This is a genomic window from Streptomyces sp. NBC_00377 (assembly GCF_036075115.1).
Lineage (GTDB): Bacteria > Actinomycetota > Actinomycetes > Streptomycetales > Streptomycetaceae > Streptomyces.
This window is the reverse complement of record NZ_CP107958.1, coordinates 942652-963924: the sequence shown is the minus strand read 5'-3', so window position 1 is coordinate 963924 and position 21273 is coordinate 942652. Positions and strand designations below refer to the sequence as shown.

The 21273-nt window shown below is 74.7% G+C and carries 16 protein-coding genes and 2 pseudogenes; 11 read left to right on the top strand and 7 right to left on the bottom strand.

What is annotated here, in order from left to right:
• Window positions 1–53 precede the first annotated feature (53 nt).
• Entirely contained in the window at window positions 54–254 is a 201-nt protein-coding gene (locus tag OHS71_RS04345; protein ID WP_328476965.1) for a hypothetical protein, read from the bottom strand.
• Between the two features lie 82 nt (window positions 255–336).
• Window positions 337–1692: a diaminopimelate decarboxylase gene (locus OHS71_RS04340; protein ID WP_328476964.1), complete on the bottom strand. Its 1356-nt coding sequence runs from the start codon at window positions 1690–1692 to the stop codon at window positions 337–339.
• A 290-nt stretch (window positions 1693–1982) separates the two neighbouring features.
• Between OHS71_RS04340 and bdeA the strand changes: the two genes are divergently transcribed.
• From bdeA to OHS71_RS04285, 11 genes and pseudogenes are all read left to right on the top strand, one after another.
• Window positions 1983–2915, top strand: coding sequence for a bis(hydroxyethyl) terephthalate hydrolase (gene bdeA / locus OHS71_RS04335; RefSeq protein WP_328476963.1), 933 nt, complete (start codon window positions 1983–1985; stop codon window positions 2913–2915).
• Between the two features lie 377 nt (window positions 2916–3292).
• Window positions 3293–6283: a LuxR C-terminal-related transcriptional regulator gene (locus OHS71_RS04330; protein ID WP_328476962.1), complete on the top strand. Its 2991-nt coding sequence runs from the start codon at window positions 3293–3295 to the stop codon at window positions 6281–6283.
• A gap of 104 nt (window positions 6284–6387) precedes the next feature.
• Window positions 6388–7743 (top strand): helix-turn-helix domain-containing protein, encoded by a 1356-nt coding sequence (locus OHS71_RS04325; protein ID WP_328476960.1) that lies wholly within the window; start codon window positions 6388–6390, stop codon window positions 7741–7743.
• Window positions 7744–8834: 1091 nt separating this feature from the next.
• Entirely contained in the window at window positions 8835–9617 is a 783-nt protein-coding gene (locus OHS71_RS04320; RefSeq protein WP_328476958.1) for an ABC transporter ATP-binding protein, read from the top strand.
• Window positions 9614–10435, top strand: a pseudogene (locus OHS71_RS04315) (ABC transporter ATP-binding protein); the annotation flags it as partial. The gene OHS71_RS04320 and the pseudogene OHS71_RS04315, both read left to right, overlap by 4 nt.
• Before the next feature lie 188 nt (window positions 10436–10623).
• The gene (locus tag OHS71_RS04310) at window positions 10624–11520 is read left to right on the top strand and encodes a branched-chain amino acid ABC transporter permease (protein WP_328476956.1); all 897 of its coding nucleotides are present in this window, start codon (window positions 10624–10626) and stop codon (window positions 11518–11520) included.
• A complete protein-coding gene (locus tag OHS71_RS04305) occupies window positions 11513–12625 on the top strand; it encodes a branched-chain amino acid ABC transporter permease (protein ID WP_328476954.1) in 1113 nt (370 codons plus the stop codon). Before OHS71_RS04310 ends, OHS71_RS04305 begins: the two co-directional genes overlap by 8 nt.
• Window positions 12622–13899, top strand: a complete 1278-nt coding sequence (locus OHS71_RS04300) for an ABC transporter substrate-binding protein (protein WP_328476952.1) — start codon at window positions 12622–12624, stop codon at window positions 13897–13899. The genes OHS71_RS04305 and OHS71_RS04300 overlap by 4 nt, the downstream gene beginning before the upstream one ends.
• Window positions 13900–14069: 170 nt before the next feature.
• Window positions 14070–14930 (top strand): aldo/keto reductase, encoded by an 861-nt coding sequence (locus OHS71_RS04295; RefSeq protein ID WP_328476950.1) that lies wholly within the window; start codon window positions 14070–14072, stop codon window positions 14928–14930.
• 25 nt (window positions 14931–14955) lie between these two features.
• A pseudogene (locus tag OHS71_RS04290) lies at window positions 14956–15396 on the top strand (ABC transporter ATP-binding protein); the annotation flags it as partial.
• A 290-nt stretch (window positions 15397–15686) separates the two neighbouring features.
• On the top strand, window positions 15687–15932 hold the full coding sequence (locus tag OHS71_RS04285; RefSeq protein WP_328476948.1) for a DUF5133 domain-containing protein: 246 nt from the start codon (window positions 15687–15689) through the stop codon (window positions 15930–15932).
• Between the two features lie 61 nt (window positions 15933–15993).
• On the opposite strand, the gene tgmB is transcribed toward OHS71_RS04285, so the two are convergent.
• The 5 genes from tgmB to OHS71_RS04260 form a co-directional block, all read right to left on the bottom strand.
• Window positions 15994–16980 carry an ATP-grasp ribosomal peptide maturase gene (gene tgmB, locus OHS71_RS04280; protein ID WP_328476946.1) on the bottom strand — a complete coding sequence of 329 codons (987 nt, stop codon included), beginning with the start codon at window positions 16978–16980 and terminating at the stop codon, window positions 15994–15996.
• A 16-nt stretch (window positions 16981–16996) separates the two neighbouring features.
• Window positions 16997–17188 carry a putative ATP-grasp-modified RiPP gene (gene tgmA / locus OHS71_RS04275; protein ID WP_327319993.1) on the bottom strand — a complete coding sequence of 64 codons (192 nt, stop codon included), beginning with the start codon at window positions 17186–17188 and terminating at the stop codon, window positions 16997–16999.
• A gap of 222 nt (window positions 17189–17410) precedes the next feature.
• Window positions 17411–17698, bottom strand: a complete 288-nt coding sequence (locus OHS71_RS04270) for a YkvA family protein (RefSeq protein WP_328476943.1) — start codon at window positions 17696–17698, stop codon at window positions 17411–17413.
• Window positions 17699–18128: 430 nt separating this feature from the next.
• Window positions 18129–20231 carry a xanthine dehydrogenase family protein molybdopterin-binding subunit gene (locus tag OHS71_RS04265; protein WP_328476942.1) on the bottom strand — a complete coding sequence of 701 codons (2103 nt, stop codon included), beginning with the start codon at window positions 20229–20231 and terminating at the stop codon, window positions 18129–18131.
• Window positions 20228–21223, bottom strand: a complete 996-nt coding sequence (locus tag OHS71_RS04260) for an FAD binding domain-containing protein (protein WP_328476940.1) — start codon at window positions 21221–21223, stop codon at window positions 20228–20230. Before OHS71_RS04260 ends, OHS71_RS04265 begins: the two co-directional genes overlap by 4 nt.
• Between the last annotated feature and the right edge of the window lie 50 nt (window positions 21224–21273).

The window sequence follows — 21273 nt, the reverse complement described above, 5'->3', positions numbered from 1 at the left end:
GAGCGTCGCACACCGCCCTCTGGCGGATCACCCCGGCCGGCAGGTGGGACGTGTCAGGCCGCCCGGGCCCGCGGCGGACGGGACTCGTCCGCCGTCGGGGCGGGCGAGGTGTCCCGGACCAGACGGAGATGCCGTCCGCGGGCGGCATGGCGCCGCTTGTCCCGGGCCGGGGCGAGCAGGTGTTCCTCGACCCGGTCCATCACCACCAACAGGACGGACAGGAGCGGCAGCAGCAGTACGGCGATCCAGAGCACGGCTCTCTCCTCGACAGGCGACGGGGGCCGGGTGCTCCGAATCCGGCCGCTGATGCCCGGTGGGCCGCAACCGGTCCGCCCCTCAGGTCCGCGACGGCGCGCCGAACCCCGTCAGCAGGGCGTCGGCCTGCGCCAGACCGCTCTCCGCGGAGATCTCCCGCAGCGTCTGCGCGGACCGGATCGTGGCGAACCCGACCCGGCCGCCCTCGGCCAGACAGCCGTACACGGGGGGCCTCGGCAGGCTGTTGTACGACCAGTGCGCCGAGAAGTAGTACCCGCCCGTGTCGTGCAGCACCACCAGGTCCCCCTCCGCCAGCGCGGGCAGCGGCCGGTCGTGCGCCACGACGTCCCCGGCGAAGCAGAGCGGCCCGGCGACGTCCTGCCGGACGGGGGGAGTCCGCTTGGGCGTGCCGTCCGGGCCGTACGCGGACACCCGCAGCGGCCAGGCCTCCGGCATGAAGACGGTCCGGGTGGCGACCTGCCCGCCGGCATGGGTGACGGCGACCCGGCGTCCACCGGCGTCCTTCACGTACTCCACGCGGGCCACCGTGAAGCCGTTCTTGGCGATCAGGGACCGGCCGAACTCGGTGACCACCTCGTAGCGGCCGTCCAGCAGCGCCGGTTCGGCGGCGGTGAGCGCGGCCGCGTACTGCGCGTAGGTGGGCGTCACCGTGTCGTCGGCGAAGTTCACCGGCAGCCCGCCGCCCAGGTCGAGGCTGGTCACCTGCCGGCGGCCGACGTACGCGTCGATCTCCTGGGCGAGCCGGTGGACCACGGCGAGGCCCTCCGCGATCAACGGCAGCGGGCAGCCCTGCGAACCCACGTGCGCGTGCAGCCGGGTCAGCCACGGCCGCCGCGCGAAGGCCTCGACGACACGCGCGCGTGCCCCGGGGTCCCGCAGCGCCACGCCGAACTTGGAGTGCGCGGTCGCCGTGCTCATCGCGCCGATCGACCCGCCCCCGACCTGCGGATTGACGCGCACCCCGAGCACCGAGGCGCAGTCCTGCGGACGGAGGGCGTCGATCCGCTCCAGCTCGTCGAGGTTGTCCGCGTTCAGCGCGACGCCCAGGGCGAGGGCCTCGCGGATCTCCCGGCGGGTCTTGGCCGGCGAGTCCAGCACGATGCGCGCCGGGTCGAACCCCGCGTCCAGCGCCAGCCGCAGCTCGCCCGGGCTCGCCACCTCACCGCCCATGCCGGTACCGGCGAGCAGCCGCAGCACGGGGACCAGCGGACAGGCCTTGGCGGCGAAGGTGTGCAGCACGTCCGGCACATGCGCGAACGCCTCGTGCAGTGCGGCGACGCTGTCGCGCACGCCCTGTACGTCGACGAACCCGGCCAGCGGCCGGTCCTCGCCGAGCAGCCCGTCCGCGACGGCCTGACGGACGGCGAGGGCGACGGGGGAGGGGCCTGCCGGGTCGTTCTCGGTGGGAAGCAGCACGTGCACGTCTCCTTCGGGGAGTACGGGGTGTCGCGGGTCGGGCGACACTCCCAGAGTCCTCCCGCACGGGGCCCGCGTCCTCGGGGGACAGACCCCCTCCCCGGATTTCCCCGGAGGACCGGTCGAATCCGCGAGACCGGTGACATCGCCGATCCCCGGCCGGGGCGCGGCCCCGACAGTGGCAGGGCCAGCCCATCGGCGGCGCCCGTCGGGGCGGCGGCCCGGACCCGCTCGTGCGGGGTCCGGCCGCCGCGCCCCGGCCGTCCGCCCGACAGAGAGGACCACTCGCCGTGCAGCATCCAGCGCGCGTCGGTGCCGACCGTCACGGCTCCACCGGCTCCCCCCACCGCAGGTCCGGACAGCTCGCCCGCGTCGCGACGGCGATCGCCGCCGTCGTCGGCCTCACCACCCTCAGCGGGCCCGGAGCGCACGCGGCGGACAACCCCTACGAACGGGGCCCGGCGCCCACCGACGCGAGCATCGAGGCGTCACGCGGCCCGTACGCCGTCTCCCAGACCACCGTCTCCCGGCCGGCCGTCACCGGCTTCGGCGGCGGCACGATCTACTACCCGACCAGCACCGCCGACGGCACCTTCGGCGCGATCGCCGTCTCACCCGGGTACACCGGCACCCAGTCCTCCATCGCCTGGCTGGGTCCGCGGCTGGCCTCCCAGGGTTTCGTCGTCTTCACCATCGACACCCTCACCACACTGGACCAGCCCGACTCCCGCGGCCGTCAGCTGCTCGCCGCCCTGGACCACCTCACACAGGTCAGCTCCGTCCGCAGCCGCGTCGACAGCAGCCGCCTCGGCGTCATGGGCCACTCGATGGGCGGCGGCGGCAGCCTGGAGGCCGCCAAGTCCCGGCCCTCGCTCCGGGCCGCGATCCCCCTCACCCCGTGGAACGTCGACAAGAGCTGGCCGGAGATCAGCACACCCACACTGATCTTCGGCGCCGACGGCGACACCATCGCCCCTGTCGCCACCCACGCCGAGCCGTTCTACTCGACGCTTCCGTCCTCCCTGGACCGCGCCTACCTGGAGCTGAACAACGCCACCCACCTCACCCCGATCTCGTCCAACACGACGATCGCGAAGTACGGCATCTCGTGGCTGAAACGCTTCATCGACAACGACGTCCGCTACGAGCAGTTCCTGTGCCCGCTGCCCCGGCCGGGACTGACGATCGACGAGTACCGCGGCAACTGCCCGCACGCGTCCTGAGCCATCCGGCTCGACTGCACCGACCCGGTGGCCTCGCGGACCCATCGGCCTCGCGGACCCCTGCGCGCGGTGGACCTGGCCGGTCCGTGGGGCTGGCCGGTGCGTGGGCCTGGCCGGTCCTGGGCTCGGCGGCTCCGTCGGCCCCCTCGGGTCCGCGGAGCCGACCGGGGCGGAGGCCGCAGAGCGGACCCGCCCGCGGCTGCCGTCGCTGTGCCCGTGCACGCCGGGCGGCGGCGGTCGTTGGGCGGCGGCACAGGACCGGCCCCGCCTGCCGCGCGCGAACCCGCTGGTGACAGTCCGGAAGGGCCGGCCCATGGCCGGCGGCGAACCGGGCGCGCGGCTTCCGCCACCCGTTACCCGTACGTAACGTCACGGGGATGACCGGACAGACGACCGCGGTCGGCGGCGCGCGGGTGGTGACGGGTGAACCCGGATGCGGCCGCACGACGTTCCTGAACCGCGCCGCCCGCTCCCTCCCGGCCGCGTCCGTGGTCCGGACAGAAGCCGGCCCGACGGCCTCGGCGCTGCCCCTGGACGGCCTGCGCGCCCTGCTGCACGCCCTCGGCACGCCTGCCGGGCCGTGGCCGCCCGCCCGGCCCGCCGACGCGGTACTCCTCGACGCGTTGCGGGCCGCGTCCACCTCCGGACCCCTGCTGGTGTGCGTCGACGACGCGCATCTGTGGGACGCCCCCACCAGGGCCGCACTGGGCGCCGTCGCCGGACGCCTGAGCGGGACCGACCGGGTGGGCGTGCTGCTGAGCGTCGCCGGACACCGCCCGGTCGACCGGGAGTTCGCGGCGCTGCCGGTGACACGCCTCGACCCGCTCTCCCCGGCGGAGGCCGCCGCGCTGCTGGACGAGGCGACGGGCGGCGCCGTCGACCGAGCCGTCCGGGACGACCTGGTGGACGCGGCCGACGGCAGCCCGGCCCTGTTGCTGGCCATGGTCCGGCGACTGACGCCCGCCCAGCTCCGCGGTCACCGTGCTCTGCCGGACCCGCCCACCGACGCCGGGATCCTGACCGGGCTGGTCGGCGGCCTGCTGACCGGACTCACGCCCGCGCAGGCCGACCTGCTGTTGACGGTGGCGGCGGCCCTGCGGGACGCGGACGACACCGAGGACGCACACATCGACCCGGCACTCGCCCGGAGGGCCGCAGAACACCTCCGGGCGACGCCCCCCGCCACGGAGACCGCGCATTCCTCCCCGTTGCCGTCCGCGCCGCCGCACGACGAACTGCCGGAGGTTCTCGTCCGAACCGACGGCGGGGCCGGGTTCCGCAGCAGTCTGCTGCGCCGCGCCGTCTACGCGGGGGCGCACCCCGAGCGGCGCCGTGCGGCCCACCGGGCGCTGGCCCGGGCCCTGGAGGAGGCCGGAGCCGACGGGCTTGACGCGCTGTTGCACCGGGCGAGGGGCCGTTCGGCAGCCGGGCCCGGGCGGGGCGCGGCCGCCGAACTGGCCGTGGCGGCCGGCGACCCCGCGTGTCCCGCACCCCCCATGCTGCGGAGCGCCGCCTACGCTCACGCCGCCGGACTGGCCGAGGACGGCGCGCGGCGCGCGGCGTGGTACACGGCCGCGGCCGAGCAGGCACTGCTCGGCGGACGCACGCACCGGGCCCTGCGGCTGCTCGACCGGGCCCGTGACGGGACGGCGTCCCCGGCGCTGCGCGGCCGCATCGAGCTGGTGCGCGGCACCGCGGTCCTCTACGACGGACCCGTCGACGAGGCCCGGGGATCCCTGCTCCTGGCCGCCCGTCTGCTGGCCGCGCCGGCCCCCGGGCAGGCACAGACGGCGCTGTCGGCGGCCATGGCCGCCGCGTGGGCGGCGGGCGACGCCCCGGGATGCCTGCACGCACTGGGCGCCGCCGGGTCCGGCATCCCGGACGCCGGGTCCGGCATCCCGGACGCCGGGTCCGGCATCCCGGACGCCGGGTCCGGCATCCCGGACGACGGGTCCGGCCTCTCGGGCGCCGGGTCCGGCGACCCGGACGACGGGACCGGCCTCCCGGGCGCCGGGTCCGGCCTCCCGGACGCCGGCACCGGCCTCCCGGACGACGGCACGCGACCCGGTGCCCGGCCGTTCCAGGGCCCTCCGGGGGTGGTGTCGCGCGCGACCGCTCCGGTGCGTGAGGGCCGCGGCGGCGCGCTGCACGACTACCGGACCGGGGTCAGGGCCCTGCTCGAAGGGCGGTTCCCCGAGGCCGCGGAGCCCTTACGGCGACTGGTGGCGGCCTCGGAGGGCGCGCAGAGTGCCGCCGGCGCCGACGAAGCGGAGCAGGCTCTGCTCGCGGCGGCGGCCGCCCTGCTGCTGGGCGATCCGGCGGCCGCCCGCCGCGCCGGGGCGCGGGCCCTGGCCGCCGCCCGGATGCCCGGAAGCCCTTCGGCCCTCGCGCGGGCCCGGGAGTACCTCGCCTACGCCGCACTGCGTGCCGGGCGGCACACGCTGGCCAGGACCCACGCGGAGGAAGGGCTGCGCGCCGCACATCGGACGGGGCAGCGCAACACGGCCGCCCATCACCACGCGGTACTGGCCCTGGCGGCGTCGATCGACGGCACTCCGCAGGAGGTCGCCGCCCATGCGGCTGCCGCGCTGGCCGTCGCCCGGCGGCACGGCCTGGTCCAGGCGGCGACGCTGGCGGAGTGGGCGGCGGGCCGCGCCGATCTCGGCCGCGGGCGCCCCCGGGAGGCCGCGGACCGGCTCGGGCCGCTCGTGCGGCCGGGGCCGCGAAGGGGGCACTTCGCGGTGTGGATGCTCGCCGTGCCGTGCTTCGTGGAGGCCGCCGCGTCGACCGGACGGGCCGACGAGGGTGTCCCCGAGGTCGTCGAGGAGTTCGCCCGGTGGGCCGGATTCGGCGCCGACCCCCAGGCTCCCGCCCATCTGATGCGCTGCCGCGCCCTGCTGGCCCCGGCGGACCGTCCCGACGCCCTGTACCGCCGTGCGCTCGATCTGCACGACGCGGCCGGAGGCGGCGATTTCGAACACGCCCGCACCGGGCTGCTGCACGGCAAGTGGCTGCGCCGGCGCCGCCGGCTGAGTGAGGCACGCGACCGTCTCGGCGCCGCTCTGGTGGGGTTCGAGCGCTGCGGGGCGCTCGCCTGGGCCGAGCAGACCCGCGCCGAACTGCGGGCGGGCGGGGCGGCCCCGGGCGGCGGCGCGAGCACAGTGGGAGGACTCTCGGCGCTGACGCCGCAGCAGCAGCGGATCGCCCGGTGCGTCGCCGAGGGCGCGACCAACCGGGAGGTGGCGCTGACCCTGTCGGTCAGCACCCGGACGGTCGACTACCACCTGCGCAAGGTCTTTGCGACGCTCGGCGTGCGCTCCCGGGTCGAACTGGTGCGCATGGTCGAGAAGGCGGGGCAGGAGGGCTGACCGGTCTGAAAACAATCGTGCAGACCCCTAGGGACCGACCGGACGGTATGTCATCCTTCGGGGCAGGACGAGTCGGACGGGACACAGCCCAGGGGAGGACCGCGATGCATCAGGCCCTACGGACACGGAACGTGTCCCGCCCCGTGTACGGCGCTCCGGCGGCGCCGGGACCCAGGCCGCACCCCCGGCCCGTCCGGTCGCTGATCGACGCCGACGCCCTGCGGGTCCTGCATCGCGCCGCCCGGGTGCTCCAGGACGAGCTGCCCGATCTGACCGACCGGCTGGTGGCCGCCATCCAGGAGCTGGAACCCGCCTACCGTGCGGCCGTGACGAGCGATCCCGCCGCCACCTGGCAGGAGGTGCACCGCTCGCTGCGGCACAGTGTCGCCTCGCTGATCGACCCGCGCGGCAGCCGGGACGCGGCCCGCCGGTGCTCGTGGAAGATCGGCGCGACCCGCGCGGAACAGGGCCTTCCGCTCGACGCCCTGCTGCACGCGTTCCGGCTGGGCGGATCCCTGGTGTGGCAGGGCCTCATCGAGGAGACCTGCCGTACCGCCCCCGAGGACGTGCGGCTGCTCGTGCACATCGCCACCGACGTCTGGAACTTCGTGGACGAGCACTGCTCCCTCGTCGCGGACGCCTACCGGCAGGTCGAACGGCAGCTCGCCTGGCGGCGCGAGAACCGGCTGCGGGTGCTGGCGGGCGCCCTGCTCGACGGAGCGAGCCGCATCGCGGACCTGCCGGAGACCGCCCACGCGCTGGACCTGCCCGAGGAGGGCCGGTACGTCGTCGTGGCGGTGGCGGCCGGCAGTCCTTCCGACGGTGCCGGGGCGCGCGCCGCGCACGGCCGGGGCACGCGCGTCTACTGGCACACGGGAGTGGAGGTGGACTACGGCATCGTCCTGCTGACCGAGGACGAGGCCGAGACCGAGAGTGGAGGCGTCGGCGCGGGCGTGGGCCGGGGCGCCGGACCGGGCGGGGACACAGGTCCCGGGAGCCGTGCGCAGCTGTCCGCCGTCCCCCCGGTCCCCGGCGGCGCGCGGACGGGCGTCAGCACCGCCGTGTCGGGGCTCGCCGCGGTCGGGGACGCCCGTCGGCTCGCGGACATCGCGCTCGACCTGTGCCCGCCGACCGGCGGCACGGTCCGGCTGACCGAGCACCTCCCGGCCGCGCTGGTGGCCTCCGCCCCGGATCTGGGCATGGCGCTGGTGGAGCGGGTCCTCGGGCCGCTGAGCGGTCTGGAGCCCGCCGACGAGGCCGTCCTGCTCGACACCGTGGCCACCTGGCTGACCTGCGACGGCTCTGCCCAGCGGGCGGGGGAGCGGCTGTACTGCCATCGCAACACGGTCCTCAACCGGCTGCGCCGCTACGAGCAGCTGACGGGACGCTCCCTGTCCCGCCCGGCCGACCTGGTGGAGATCAGCCTCGCACTGACGGCCCGGGGCCTGCGAACCCGCTGAGCACCCGCCCCCCGGCGCCCCGCACCCAGTTCTACGCCCCCGCAGCCGACACGCCCCCGCACATCTCCGGCACCCGCCCGACCCTGGCCGCACTGACCTGTGGCGCCCCGGTTCTTCAGGCGCCCCGGGCCCGTGGCGCCCCGGCTCCAGGCGCCCTCGGGCCCTGGGTACCCCGGCCCTTCAAGTAGCCCGGACCCTGGCATCCCCGCTCCGACGCGCTTGCACCCCGGCCCCGGCACTCCGGTTTTCGGCCCTCCCGGCGCGGGCCCCTGGTCCACCGGCACTCCCGGTCCGCCGGTGCTCCCAGCCCCGGCGCTCCGGCTTCCAGCCCTCCCGGGTGCGGGCCCCCGGCCTACCGGCGCTTTCGGCCCCGGCACTCCGGTTTTCGGCCCTCCCGGCGCGGGCCCCTGGTCCACCGGCACTCCCGGTCCGCCGGTGCTCCCGGCCCCGGCACCCCGGCTTTCGGCCCCCCGGATGCGGGGCTCCCAGCCCACCGCGCTCCCGGCCCCGGCGCTCCGGCTTCCAGCCCTCCCGGGTGCGGGCCCCCGGCCTACCGGCGCTTTCGGCCCCGGCACTCCGGTTTTCGGCCCTCCCGGCGCGGGCCCCTGGTCCACCGGCACTCCCGGTCCGCCGGTGCTCCCGGCCCCGGCACTCCGGTTTTCGGCCCCCACGGTCCACCGGCGCTTTCGGCCCCGGCACTCGGGTTTCCAGCCCTCCGGTGCGGGCCCCCGGCCCACGGGCACCCCCGGCCCACCGGCACCCCGGTTTTCGGCCCCCGCGGTGCGGGACCCCCGCCCACCGGCGCCCCCGGCCCCAGCACCCCGGTCCTCCATGCGCCCCCGGCCCCCTGCCGCCCCGGTCCTCCATGCGCTCCCCGGCCTCCTGTCACCCCGGTCCTCCAAGCACCCGGTCCCCGACACCTCGGCCGGGGCCACCCGGCCCCTGGGCACCCGCACAAGGCCGTCGCGGTTCTGTTGGGGTCGCGCAGCGAGCCCGTGTCCGTGGCTGTACCGGTGCTCGTCCGCCGTGCTGTCGTGAGCTCCCCTTCCGCCGAAACGCCGTGCCCGCCGGCACGGACCCGAGGAGCCGCGATGCCCGGAGTACCCCCGCAGGAGCCGCCCGCGCTGCACGTCGAAGGTCTCGACGTGACGTACGGGCGGGCCCTGTCGGCCCTGCGTTCCGTGTCCCTGACCGTCCCGCACGGCTCGGTCGTGGCGCTGCTGGGTGCCAACGGCGCCGGCAAGTCCACGCTGCTGCGGGCGGTGTCGGGCACCCTGCGCCTGCACCGCGGCACGGTCACGGCCGGCCTCATCCGGTACGGGGACACGGTTCTGGACGGCCGCGACCCGGTCGCCGCGGTGCGGGCCGGCGTCGTCCAGGTCCCGGAGGGCCGTCGGGTCTTCGCCGGGCTGACCGTGGAGGAGAACCTGCGTACCGGCGGCCTCGGCCTCGGCCGGCGCGCCCCCGGGCAGGTCCGGGAAGCGCGGGACCGCGTGTACACGCTGTTCCCGGTGCTCGCCGAGCGCGGCACGCAGGCGGCCGGTCTGCTGTCCGGGGGCGAGCAGCAGATGCTGGCCATCGGCCGGGCGCTGATGGCCGCGCCCCGGCTGCTCCTGCTCGACGAGCCCTCGCTCGGCCTGGCCCCGCGCATGGTGTTCCGGATCGCCGAGGTGATCCGTGAGATCAACGGCCAGGGGACGGCCGTCCTGCTGGTGGAGCAGAACGCGGGCATGGCGCTGTCCCTCGCCGACCACGCCCACGTCCTGGAGGTGGGCGAGGTCCGGCTGTCCGGTCCGGCCGACGAGCTCGCGCGCACGGACGCCGTACGGCGCCTCTACCTCGGCGACGACGCCGGCGACCAGGGGGCCGCGTGAACCTCCGCCCCACCGAGAGCACCGCTCGGCCCCGTCCCCCGGAGGCCACCCCCGAACTCGGGGTGCGGGACGTGACCGTGCGCTTCGCCGGCCTGACCGCCCTGGACGCGGTGTCGTTCACCGTCGCCCCGGGTTCGGTGCACGCCCTGATCGGCCCCAACGGCGCCGGGAAGTCCACCTGCTTCAACGTCCTGTCGGGCCTGTACCGCCCGGAGTCCGGGCAGGTCCGGCTCGGCGAGACCGTGCTGACCGGCCTCGCCCCCCACCGCATCGCCGCCCTCGGCGTGGCCCGCACGTTCCAGAACATCGTCACCACCGAGGGAACCGTCGGCGACAACCTCATGCTCGGCCGGCACGCCCTCTCCCGCGCGGGCTTCGCCGCGACGGCCCTGCGCCTGCCGGGCGCCGTCCGCGAACAGCGCGCCCACCTCGCCCGGGCCCGCGAGATCGCCGAACTCACCGGACTCGCCACCCGTTTCGACACGCCCGTCGCCCTGCTGTCGTACGGCGACCGCAAGCGCGTGGAGCTGGCCCGTGCCCTGTGTCTCGAGCCGCGTGTCCTGCTGCTCGACGAGCCCGTGGCCGGCATGAACGGCGCCGAACGCGTCCGGATGGCCGAGGTGGTCGACACGGTCCGCACCGAACTGGGCCTGTCCGTCGTGCTGGTGGAGCACGACATGGGCCTGGTGATGCGCCTCGCCGACGAGGTCACGGTGCTCGACTTCGGGCGGTGCATCGCCCACGGCACCCCCGACGAGGTCCGCCGCCACCCCGATGTGCTGCGCGCCTACCTCGGCACCCCCGGAGAGGAAACCGCTCCGGAGCAGGCCGGCACTCCGCTCACAGCAGGGCCGGCCACCGCCCCGGGAGAGGACGCCGCTCCCGAAGCGGGCGCGGGCTCCGAAGCCCGCGCCGCGTCCCGAAGGGCCGCCGACGCCGAGGCGGACACCCCTTCCGAGGCGGACAAAGGCTCCGAGGCGGACACAGAACCCGAAGGGAACACCGTATGACCGCCTTCCTGGACAGCGTCCTCACCGGCCTCGCCCTCGGCGCGGTCTACGCGCTGGTCGCGCTCGGCTTCGTCGTCATCTTCAAGGCGTCGGGCGTGCTCAACTTCGCCCACGGGTCGCTGCTGCTGTTCGGCGGCTACCTCATCGCCGTCCTCCACGACGACCTCGGTTTCGCCGGCGCCCTCGCGGTGTCCGTCCTGGGGACCGCTGCGCTCGCCGGGGCCCTGGATCGGCTCCTGCTGCAACGTGGTGACCCCGATCCCCGGGCCGCCCATGTGCAGACCATCGTCACCATCGGCGTCGACATCGTGCTGCTCACCGACCTGTCCCGGCGTATCGGCGGTGACCTGCTGACCCTCGGCGACCCGTGGGGCGACTCGGTGACCCGCCTCGGCTCCGTGACCGTCGCGGACAGCCGGCTCGCCGCGATCGCCGTCTGCGCGGTCGCCATCGGCGCCGTCTTCGCCCTGTTCCGTTTCACGCCCTGGGGCCTCGCCCTGCGGGCCGCCGCCGAGGACACGGAGGCGGCAGCCCTCATGGGCGTACGGCTCAGCCGGGTGCGCATGCTCGCCTGGTGTCTGGCCGGAGCCCTGGCCGCCCTCGCGGCCGTGTTCCTCGCCGCGTTCCCCGCTCCCGGTCTGGAACGGACCACCGGCCAGATCGCCCTCAAGGCCTTCCCGGCGGCGATCCTCGGCGGTCTGACCTCCCCGCCCGGCGCCCTGGCGGGCAGCCTGCTGATCGGCCTGACCGAGGCCCTGGCCGCCGGCTACCAGTCCGAACTGCACGTGCTGGGCGAAGGGTTCGGCGACGTCGCCCCCTACGCCGTCATGGTCGCCGTCCTGCTGGTGCGGCCCACCGGACTGTTCGGCGCGAAGGGAGCGGCACGTGTCTGAGCGGATCCCCAAGGGCGCCGTCGTGCTCCTGGCAGCCCTCCTGCTGTGCGCGCCGCCCTTCTACCTGGACGCCTTCTGGCTGCGCATCGGCCTGTTCTCGATGGCCGCGGCCATCGGCGCCGTCGGTCTCGGCCTGCTCACCGGCACCGCGGGCCAGCTCTCGCTGGGGCACGCCTTCTTCCTCGCCGTGGGCGCATACGGCTACACCTGGCTGGCCGGCGAACCCGGGCCCGGACTGCCGACCGCGCTCGCCGCGGTCCTCGCCGTACTGCTCGCCGGGGCGGCGGGCGGCCTGTTCAGTCCCGTCGCCGGGCGGGTGCGCGGCATCTACCTGGGCGTCGCCACGCTCGCCCTGGTCTTCCTCGGCCACCACGTCCTGCTGACTGCCGACTCCGTCACCGGCGGATTCAACGGCCGTTCCGTGCCCGCGCTGAACCTCGGCGGGTTCTCCTTCAGCGACGACGGCCCGGCGCTCGTCGTCCTCGGTGTGCCGTTCGGCGCCGAGGAGCGGCTGTGGTTCCTCGGCCTCACCCTGCTGGCCGCGACCTGGTGGACCGCGCGCGGCCTGCTGCGGGGACGCCCGGGGCGCGCCCTCGCCGCCCTGCGCGACAGCGAGACGGCCGCGGCGGTGATGGGTGTCGACGTCGCCCGCCACCGCTCGGCGGCCTTCGTCGTGTCGTCGATGTACGCCGGCCTGGCCGGAGTACTGCTCGCGCTGGCCTTCCGCAGGGTCGTCCCCGACTACTTCGGCCTGGCCCTCTCGGTCGACTACCTGGCGATGATCGTGATCGGCGGCCTCGGCTCGGTCGCCGGGGCCGCCGCGGGCGCCGTCTTCGTCACCGCGCTGCCTCTGCTGATGACCCGTTACGCCGACCAGCTGCCGCTGGTGACCGCTCCCGGCACCACCGGCGGCGGGGTGGGCCCGACCGAGGCGGCCCGCTACCTCTACGGCGCGGCGATCGTCCTCGTCCTGCTGTACGCCCCCGACGGACTGCGCGGTCTCACCCGCCGCGTCCGCCCCCGTCCGCGCCCCGCCTCCCCGGCCCCGGCGCCCACCGCCCCTCCGACCGCCTCCGCCGTCCGAACCAAGGAGCACACCCCGTGAACCGCACGCACCACAGGCACCGCACCCCCGCAACCGTCCTCGCCGCCGCGCTCGCGGCCCTGCTCGTCACGACCACCGGTTGCAGCTCCAAGGCGGACGGCGGCAGCGGCTCGGAGAGCGCCGACGGCGTCAAGGCGGGCCCCGGGGTCACCGCGAAGACCGTCAGACTGGGCGCCCTCACCGACCTGACCGGTCCCTACGCCACGCTCGGCAAGTCCATCGTGCAGGCCCAGCAGATGTGGGCCGACGAGACCAACGCCGCCGGCGGCATCTGCGGCCGCAAGGTGGAGATCGTCGTCAAGGACCACGGCTACGACGTGCAGAAGGCGGTCACCGCCTACGCCGACCTCGCCCCGGACGTGGTCGCTCTGCCGCAGGTCATCGGATCCCCGGTGGTCGCCGCCCTCCTCGACGACATCGAGAAGGACCACCTGCTCACCTTCCCGCAGGCCTGGGCCGCCTCCCTGCTGGGCAAGGACTCCGTCCAGGTCATGGGCACCACCTACGACGTCGACATGCTCGCGGCCGTCGACTTCCTCACCCGCACCAAGGGCCTCACCAAGGGCGACGCGGTCGGCCACGTCTACTTCGAGGGCGACTACGGCGCCAACGCCCTGGAGGGGTCGACCTGGGCGGCCCGAAAGGCCGGGCTGAAGATAGTGCCGCAGAAGATCAAGGCGACGGACACGGATCTGTCCGCGCAGGTGTCGGCGCTGCGCAAGGCCGGCGTGAAGGCCATTCTGATCAGCGCAGGCCCGGCCCAGACGGCCTCCCTGGTCGGCGTCGCCGCCTCCCGCGGGCTGAAGGTGCCCGTCGTCAGCAGCGCCCCGGGATTCGCGCCGCAGCTGATGAAGACGCCGGCGGCACCGGCCCTGTCGGCCATGCTGAACCTGGTGAGCGCGGCGCCCGCCGTCAGCTCGGACCTGCCCGGCGTCCGGAAGATGGTCACCGCGTACGGGAAGAAGTACCCGGACTCCCCGGTGGACTCCGGGGTGCTGTCCGGCTACAACGCCGCCCAGCTGCTGGGCTCCGACCTGAAGAAGGCCTGCGCGGCCGGCAGCCTCGCGCGCGAGGACGTGGTGAAGGCGCACCGCGCCCAGAAGAACGCCGACACCGGACTCGGCTCCCCGCAGGACTTCTCCGACGTCTCCAGGCCCGCCGCCCTGGAGAGCTACGTGCTCAAGCCGGACGCGAAGGCCGTCGGCGCCCTGGTGGGCGTGGAGGACGCGCACCGGGCGCCGGGTGTGACGGAGTACCTGGCGGACCGCTCCTGACCCGCCGTCGGGTGATTCAGCGGCCCTGCTGCTGAATGCGTTCGCTTATCTCCATTGGACCCGCGGCCGACGGCGGGGCCAGGCTGGAGGACGTCCTGTGCCCCGCCATCACCTCCGGGGGGCACGGGACTTCCCCCTGCCCGCCCGCATTCGGAAGAGGTCGCGAGCTCATGCAGAACCGCCGCATCGGTGACCAGGACATCAGCGCGATCGGTCTCGGCGCCATGCCCATGTCGATCGAAGGACGACCCGACGAGGCCCGCTCCCTCGCCACCATCCATGCCGCGCTGGACGCCGGCGTGACCCTGATCGACACCGCGGACGCCTATCACCGCGACGCCGACGAGGTCGGCCACAACGAGACCCTGATCGCCAAGGCCCTCGCCTCGCACGACCGGGGCGGGGAGGTCCTGGTCGCCACCAAGGGCGGCCATCTGCGCCCGGGCGACGGCAGCTGGACCCTGGACGGCAGCCCCGCCCACCTGAGGGCGGCCTGCGAGGCGTCACTGCGCCGGCTCGGCGTGGAGGCCATCGGGCTGTACCAGTTCCACCGCCCCGACCCGGGGATCCCCTACGCGGAGTCCGTCGGCGCGGTACGGGACCTGCTGGACGAGGGCAAGATCCGTGCCGCCGGCATCTCCAACGCGAACCCCGAGCAGATCAGACAGGCGAACGAGATCCTCGGCGGACGCCTCGCCGCCGTGCAGAACCAGTTCTCCCCGGCCTTCCGCTCCAGCGAGCCCGAACTGCGCCTGTGCGACGAGCTCGGCATCGCCTTCCTGCCCTGGAGCCCGCTCGGCGGCATCTCCCGCGCCCGCGAACTGGGCTCCTCGTACGCGCCGTTCGCCCATGTCGCCGAGGCCCACGGGGTCAGCCCGCAGCGGGTGTGCCTGGCCTGGATGCTCGCCGCGTCGCCGGTCGTGGTGCCCATCCCGGGAGCCAGCCGCCCCGAGACGATCCTCGACTCCCTCGCCGCGACCGACCTCGTCCTCACCGCCCGCGAACTCGCGGAGCTGGACGCCGCCGTCTGACACGACCACCGGAGGACCGCCGTCCATGGCGTCGTCGCACGAAAGACCGCTCGACCACCGCTACCGGGGAGAGCACCCGGTCCGCACCCTCGCCTACCTCCTGCGCGCCGACCGGCGCAGCCTCGCCGCCGCGGCCGGCGTGTTCACCGTCGAACACAGCCCGATCTGGCTGCTGCCGCTGATCACCGCGTCCATCATCGACACCGTCGTCCAGCACCGGCCGGTCGGGAGCCTCTGGACGAGCACCGGGGTCATCCTGTTCATCCTGCTGATCAACTATCCCCTGCACCTCCTCTACGTGCGCCTGCTGTACGGCAGCGTCCGCCGGATGGGCACCAGCCTGCGGTCCGCGCTGTGCACCCGCACGCAGCAGCTGTCCATCGGCTACCACTCCCGGGTCAGCGCCGGCGTGCTCCAGGCCAAGGTGGTGCGGGACGTCACCCGGTCCGAGGCGCTCGTCCAGCAGGCCCTCGCCCGGCTGCTGCGGGGCCGCACCACCTTCGTGGTGGCGCACCGGCTGTCCACCGCGCGCGGCGCGGACCGGATCGTGGTGAGGGGAGAGGGGCGGATCCCGGAGACCGGCACGCACGGCGAACTCCTGCGCCGGGGCGGCGCCTACACCGATCTGCACAGCGGGCAGGTCGCGTGACGGTGCGTGGCCGGATCATGACCCCTGCGGATGACTTTCTCGTCCATCGCGCATGATTCGCCCCGGTCCGGGCACACGCAGCGCAACACATGGAGAGAGGGGCGCTCGTGATCGTGCCGGACCCGAAGGTCGCCAGGACATTGCTCACCAGGTACGCCACGCTGAGGATCGCCCAGGCGGAGAGGGACACGCCGCAGACGGCTCGTGAACTGCGCGACGTGACGTACACCTTGTGCGTGCTGATGGGCACGGCCGACGTCCGGGAGGCGGTCGCCGCGGCGGACGCGCTGCTCGAGCCCGCGGCGGCGGTGCCCGCCCACGACCCGGGAAGCGGACTGTCCCTGGCCGTCTGAAGGCGGTGAGCCGGACCCGGCGCGGCGGTGCCCTGAGGGGGTGTCGCCGCGCCCGGAGAGCTCATATGGCCGCGGAGCCGCACCGGTCGCCGCGCCGGGCGTCACGCTCCGGGGGCGCCCCGGCCAGCCACTCGGCGATCGTCCGGGCGATCGGCTGGCCCGTGTCCACCTCCACGAAGCCGAACTGACCCGACTGGTTGCACTCCAGGAACCACCACGTCCCGTCGGCGTCCTCGGCGAAGTCGAAAGCCCCGTAAGCCAGTTCCGCCCCCCGCAGATATCTGCCCACGGCCTCGGCGAGGCGCGGCGGGACGTCGGCGGGACTCCACGGTGTGGTGGAGGGCGAGTAGCGCACGTCCACCACGTCGGGGTCGCCGCCGGGGACCGTTTCCTTGCGGGCGGCCAGGATGCGGTCGCCCACCGCCGTCAGCCGGATGTCGGCCCGCTTGGCCACCCGGCGTTGCAACAGCGTCGGACCGTACGCGACGGCGGCGAAGTCCGCGCCCGGCGGAACCCGGGTGGTGGGCACCGCCCGGGGCGGATCCTGCGGATGAGCCCCGGACACCGGTTTGACCACCAGATCCGGGTAGCGGTCCGCGAACTCGCGGGCCGCCTGCGGGAAGGTCGTGACGATCGTGGCCGGCACGGGCAGCCCGCTGAGCTGGGCGAGGCGCAGCTGCCAGGGCTTGTGCCGGGCGCGCTGGGACGCGTCCGGGTGGTTCATCCAGCGTGCCCCGGTGCCGCGGAGCATGCCGTACAGCGCCTGTGAGGCCTCCTCCGTGAGCCACGCGGACGGCTGGGCTGCCCGGGCCGCCGCGGTGCCGGGCCGGCGGACCCACACCGAGCGAAGCCCGTCGAGGCTCACCAGCCGTCCGGCGGACGACAGGTGGCCCCGGAAGGCACCGTGCACGTACTCGCCGGACAAGGCGACGGAGTGGGTCAGATCGGCCGGATCGAGCCGGACGACGGGGACGCCCGCGGCGTTCAGGTGCACGACCACCATGTCCGCCGTGACGTCCTCTTCACAGGTAAGGATGAGCACGGTCATTTTCGTCGGCCCGTGTTCAGTCGTCGAAGTGGGTCTTGGAACCCGCGGTCGAGGTCGTCGTCCCCAGTTCTCTCAGCAGCGCGTGGTCACGAGCGGCGATCCGGCCGTCAAGAGTTACGTTCAACTGCAGTCCGGGGTCATAGGCGTACGGAGTGCTGAACTCCAACTCTGCCGCAGGGCGTGCGTAGTTGAGCGTGAACGGTTGCATCGTCTCTCCCTCGTCGGTACTGCCTCGATCAAGCGGTGCCGCTGTGCGACGTCACTCGGGCCCGCTGCTGGTGCTGGATAGGTGCGTCCTTCAGTCACTTATACGAATCGAACGGGTGGTTGGTTTCCTTACTCTCCGTGATCATCGCGGAGTCGGGCGCCGATCAGGGCGCGGAGCAGGGAAGATCGGGTCGAGCAGAGAGGAAAACGTCTTCTCGGACGGTCAGTCGGAGAGGCGTTCGGGCGTGTTCTCGGGGGCGCGGCGCATTGAGCGCAGGGCCAGCAGAAGGACGCCGATGTCGTCGAGGTAGACAGGGTCCGGCAGCAGGTCGGTCGGCAGCACGAAGTACAGGACCGCCCCCCAGAACATCCAGCGCGGTCCGGTGGGCAGTCCTGCTCGTCTCAGACCCCGGCGGGCCCGGACGAGACGCACCAGCACCGCGGCGGCCACGGCGAACAGGGCCGCGGCCGCCACTACGGCGACGACGACGAGCGTGGTTGGCGCATCCACGGGCCCTCCCGGTGGTCCGTCGCGCGACGTCTGCTCTTGCTCGGTCTCAGTTGTGCCGGACCCGGCCTCGTGGTCCCTGACTGTCGATTGCCCCGCTTTCGGCCTCCGGATTCCCCTTTCCGGCGGGATTACCGCATCGGACGCGGTTCGGACGGCTGCCACGTCCGGGTGGCGCGGTGTTCCGGACGGTCCGTGGCACGGGCGGCGTCACCTCGCGTGTCGCATCTCGGGGGACGCCCGGGGGGCGACCGCACCCTTATGGAGAGCACAGCCCGACCCCGCGGAGAGCACAGCGTGATCACCCGCTCCGCACGCTCTGTCACCGGCCTTCCGTCCGCCGGCCGCGTGATCCGCGCTGCGGTCGCGCGTCGCTGTGACGGCCCGGACCGACGTCCGCGCGGCCGGAGCCGGTCGGTCGGTCAGCCGGCCGTCAGCGGGCGCCGGGGGTACGGAGCAGGCCCGTCAGCACCCGGTCGGGGGTCAGGGGGGGTTCGCGGAAGCGGACGCCCGTGGCGTGGTGCACGGCGTTGCCGATGGCGGCCGCCGTGCCCACGATCCCGATCTCGCCGATCCCCTTGCCGCCGAGCGGGTTGAGGTGCGGATCGTCCTCGTCGATCCAGTGCGCCTCGATGTCCGGCACGTCGGCGTGCGCGGGCACGTGGTACGACGCGAGATCGGACTCGGCGAAGTCGCCGAAGGCGGCGTCCACTGTGCTGCCCTCCGTCAGCGCCATCCCCAGGCCCATGGTCATGCCGCCGACGAACTGGGAGCGTGCCGTACGGGGGTTGAGGATGCGGCCCGCCGCGTACACCCCGAGGAGCCGGCGCACCCGCACCTCTCCGGTCACCGTGTCCACCGAGACCTCCGCGAAGTGCGCCCCGAACGCGTGCCGTGCGAAGGGGCTTTCGGCGTCGGCCTTCCCTTCCGTGTCGGCTCGCACCTCCACTCCCCGGTCCGGCAACGGACCCTGACGTTCCGCCAGCCGGGCGGCGAGCCGCAGGCAGGCCTCGTGCACCGCCCAGCCCCAGGAAGCGGTGCCCGAGGAGCCGCCCGCCAGCGGGGCCGCCGGCAGATCACTGCTGCCCACCCGGATCCCCACCCGCTCCAGGGGCACGCCCAGCGCGTCCGCCGCGATCTGTGCGAGGACCGTGCGGGCGCCGGTGCCGATGTCCGCGGCGTTCACCTCGACGAGATAGGAGCCGTCCGGCAGGGCACGCGCCGCAGCGCTCGACGGGTACGTCTGCACGGGGTAGGTGGCGGCGGCCACGCCCGTCCCGAGCAGCAACGGGCCCCGGGGGCGCGTCCCGGGACGGGGGTCCCGGCCGGACCACCCGAAACGGCGAGCGCCCTCCCGCAGGCACTCGACCAGGTGCCGGCTGCTGAACGGTTTGCCACTGTCCGGCTCGGTGTCCGGCTCGTTGCGGATCCGCACCTCGACCGGGTCCATGCCCAGCGCCTCGGCCAGTTCGTCCATCGCCGACTCCAGGGCGTACATGCCCGACGCCTCACCGGGCGCCCGCATCCAGGACGGCGTCGGCACGTCGAGCCGGACCACGCGGTGCAGGCTGCGGCGGTGCGGGGCGGCGTACATGACGCGGGCCGGCATCGCCGCGTACTCCACGTACTCCTTGATCCGCGAGGAGTACGTCGTCACCTCGTGCACCAAGGACGTCAGCCGGCCGTCCGGCTCCGCGCCCAGGCGCAACCGGTGCAGGGTGGGCGCCCGGTGGCCGACGGAGGTGGGCATCAGACGGCGGGGGAAAACCACGGTGACCGGGCGTCCGGTGTGCCGTGCGGCCATCACGGCGAGCACGACGTCCGGCCGGGGCGTGCCCTTGGACCCGAACCCGCCGCCGACATGCTCGGCGACGACCGTGATCCGCTCCTCCGGCAGCCCGAACAGCCGGCCGAGCGTGGTGCGGACGGCCGTGGTGCCCTGGCTGGAGGTGTGCACGGCGAGCCGTTCGCCGTCCCAGTGCGCGGTGCTGGCGTGCGGTTCCATGGGGTGGTTGTGCAGCGGCGGCACTCGGTACCCCACGTCCACCTGGATCTGCGCCCCGGCGAACGCGCCTTCGGGGTCGCCCTGTTCACGCACTCCCGGTTCGGTGCCGGCGACCTTCTCGGGGAGGTACGCCCGCGGGTGTGCGGCCGTGAGCGTGACGTCGTGCGCCTCCTCGGCGCAGGCGACCCGTACGGCGGCGGCGCCCGCGCGGGCGGCCTCCGGGCTGTCGGCCACCACCAGGGCGACGAACCAGCCCCGGTTCGGCACCTCGGGGCCCTGGAGCACGGCGAGGGTCGCATCGTCGGGGGCAGCGAGCCGCGGCGCGTTCTCATGGGTGAGCACGGTGACGACGCCGGGCATCGCGAGCGCGGCCGTGACGTCGATGCCGGTCACCCGGCCCCGGGCGACCGCGGCCGGCACGGGACGGGCGAACAGCCGTCCGGGGAAGGGGTGTTCAGCGGCGTAGCGGGCGGTTCCGGAGACCTTCTCCCGGCCCTCCCGGCGCTCGGCGGGAGCGCCCACGGCGGTCATGAATCCTCCTCCCGCGGCACCAGCCGCGTCAGGACGTCGACGGCGAGGTTGCGGGCCAGCGGCACCTTGTAGGCGTTGTCGCGCAGCGGTCGGGCGGCGGCCAGTTCCAGCTCGGCCGCGTGTGCGAAGGCCGCCCGGGTCGGAGCCGCGCCCCGCAGCGCCTCCTCGGCCAGCCGGGCCCGCCACGGGCGGTGTGCCAGCGCGCCGAAGGCGATCCCGGCGTGCGCGACGACACCGTCGGCGACCTCCAGCACCACGGCGACGGAGGCGAGCGCGAAGGCGTACGAGGCCCGGTCGCGCGCCTTGCGGTACGCGGACGGCAGACCGGCCGTCGCGGCCGGCAGCATGACCGCGGTGACGATCTCGCCGGGTTCGATCACGGTGTCCCGCTCGGGCTCCGCCCCGGGCAGCCGGTGGAAACCGGCCGCCGGCACCCTGCGCACGCCCGCCGTGCCGTACAGCTCGACCTCGGCGTCCAGCGCGGCCAGCGCGACCGCCATGTCGGACGGGTGGGTGGCGATGCACTGTTCGGAGTGCCCGAGGACAGCATGGTCGCGGTGGACGCCGTCCCGTGCGGCGCAGCCGCTGTCCGGCTCCCGTTTGTTGCAGGGTTTGGAGACGTCCTGGAAGTAGGGGCAACGGGTGCGCTGGAGCAGATTCCCGCCGGTCGTGGCCGCGTTGCGCAGCTGGCCCGAGGCGCCCGCCAGCACCGCCTGGGAGAGAACGGGGTAGCGGTCCCGCACGCGCGGGTGCGCCGCGAGGTCGCTGTTGCGCACCAGGGCGCCGATCCGCAGCGACCCGTCCGGCAGCTCCGTCACCTCCTCCAGCGGGAGCCGGGTGACGTCGACCAGGGCGGTCGGCCGTTCCACGCCGAGCTTCATCAGGTCGACGAGGTTGGTGCCGCCGCCCAGATAGCGTGCGCCCGGGTGCGCGGCGAAGGCGTCGGCGGCCTCCGCGAGACTGCCGGCCCGTACGTAGGCGAAGGATTCCACCAGATCACGTCCTTCGGTCGCGCGGATCGTGGCGCCGGGCCACCGGCCCG

Coding starts and splice junctions, on each gene's coding strand:
- OHS71_RS04330 (WP_328476962.1), top strand. CDS start 3,293: ATGACCGGACAGACGACCGCGGTCGGCGGCGCGCGGGTGGTGACGGGT.
- OHS71_RS04325 (WP_328476960.1), top strand. CDS start 6,388: ATGCATCAGGCCCTACGGACACGGAACGTGTCCCGCCCCGTGTACGGC.
- OHS71_RS04320 (WP_328476958.1), top strand. CDS start 8,835: ATGCCCGGAGTACCCCCGCAGGAGCCGCCCGCGCTGCACGTCGAAGGT.
- OHS71_RS04310 (WP_328476956.1), top strand. CDS start 10,624: ATGACCGCCTTCCTGGACAGCGTCCTCACCGGCCTCGCCCTCGGCGCG.
- OHS71_RS04295 (WP_328476950.1), top strand. CDS start 14,070: ATGCAGAACCGCCGCATCGGTGACCAGGACATCAGCGCGATCGGTCTC.
- tgmB (WP_328476946.1), bottom strand. CDS start 16,980: ATGACCGTGCTCATCCTTACCTGTGAAGAGGACGTCACGGCGGACATG.
- tgmA (WP_327319993.1), bottom strand. CDS start 17,188: ATGCAACCGTTCACGCTCAACTACGCACGCCCTGCGGCAGAGTTGGAG.
- OHS71_RS04265 (WP_328476942.1), bottom strand. CDS start 20,231: ATGACCGCCGTGGGCGCTCCCGCCGAGCGCCGGGAGGGCCGGGAGAAG.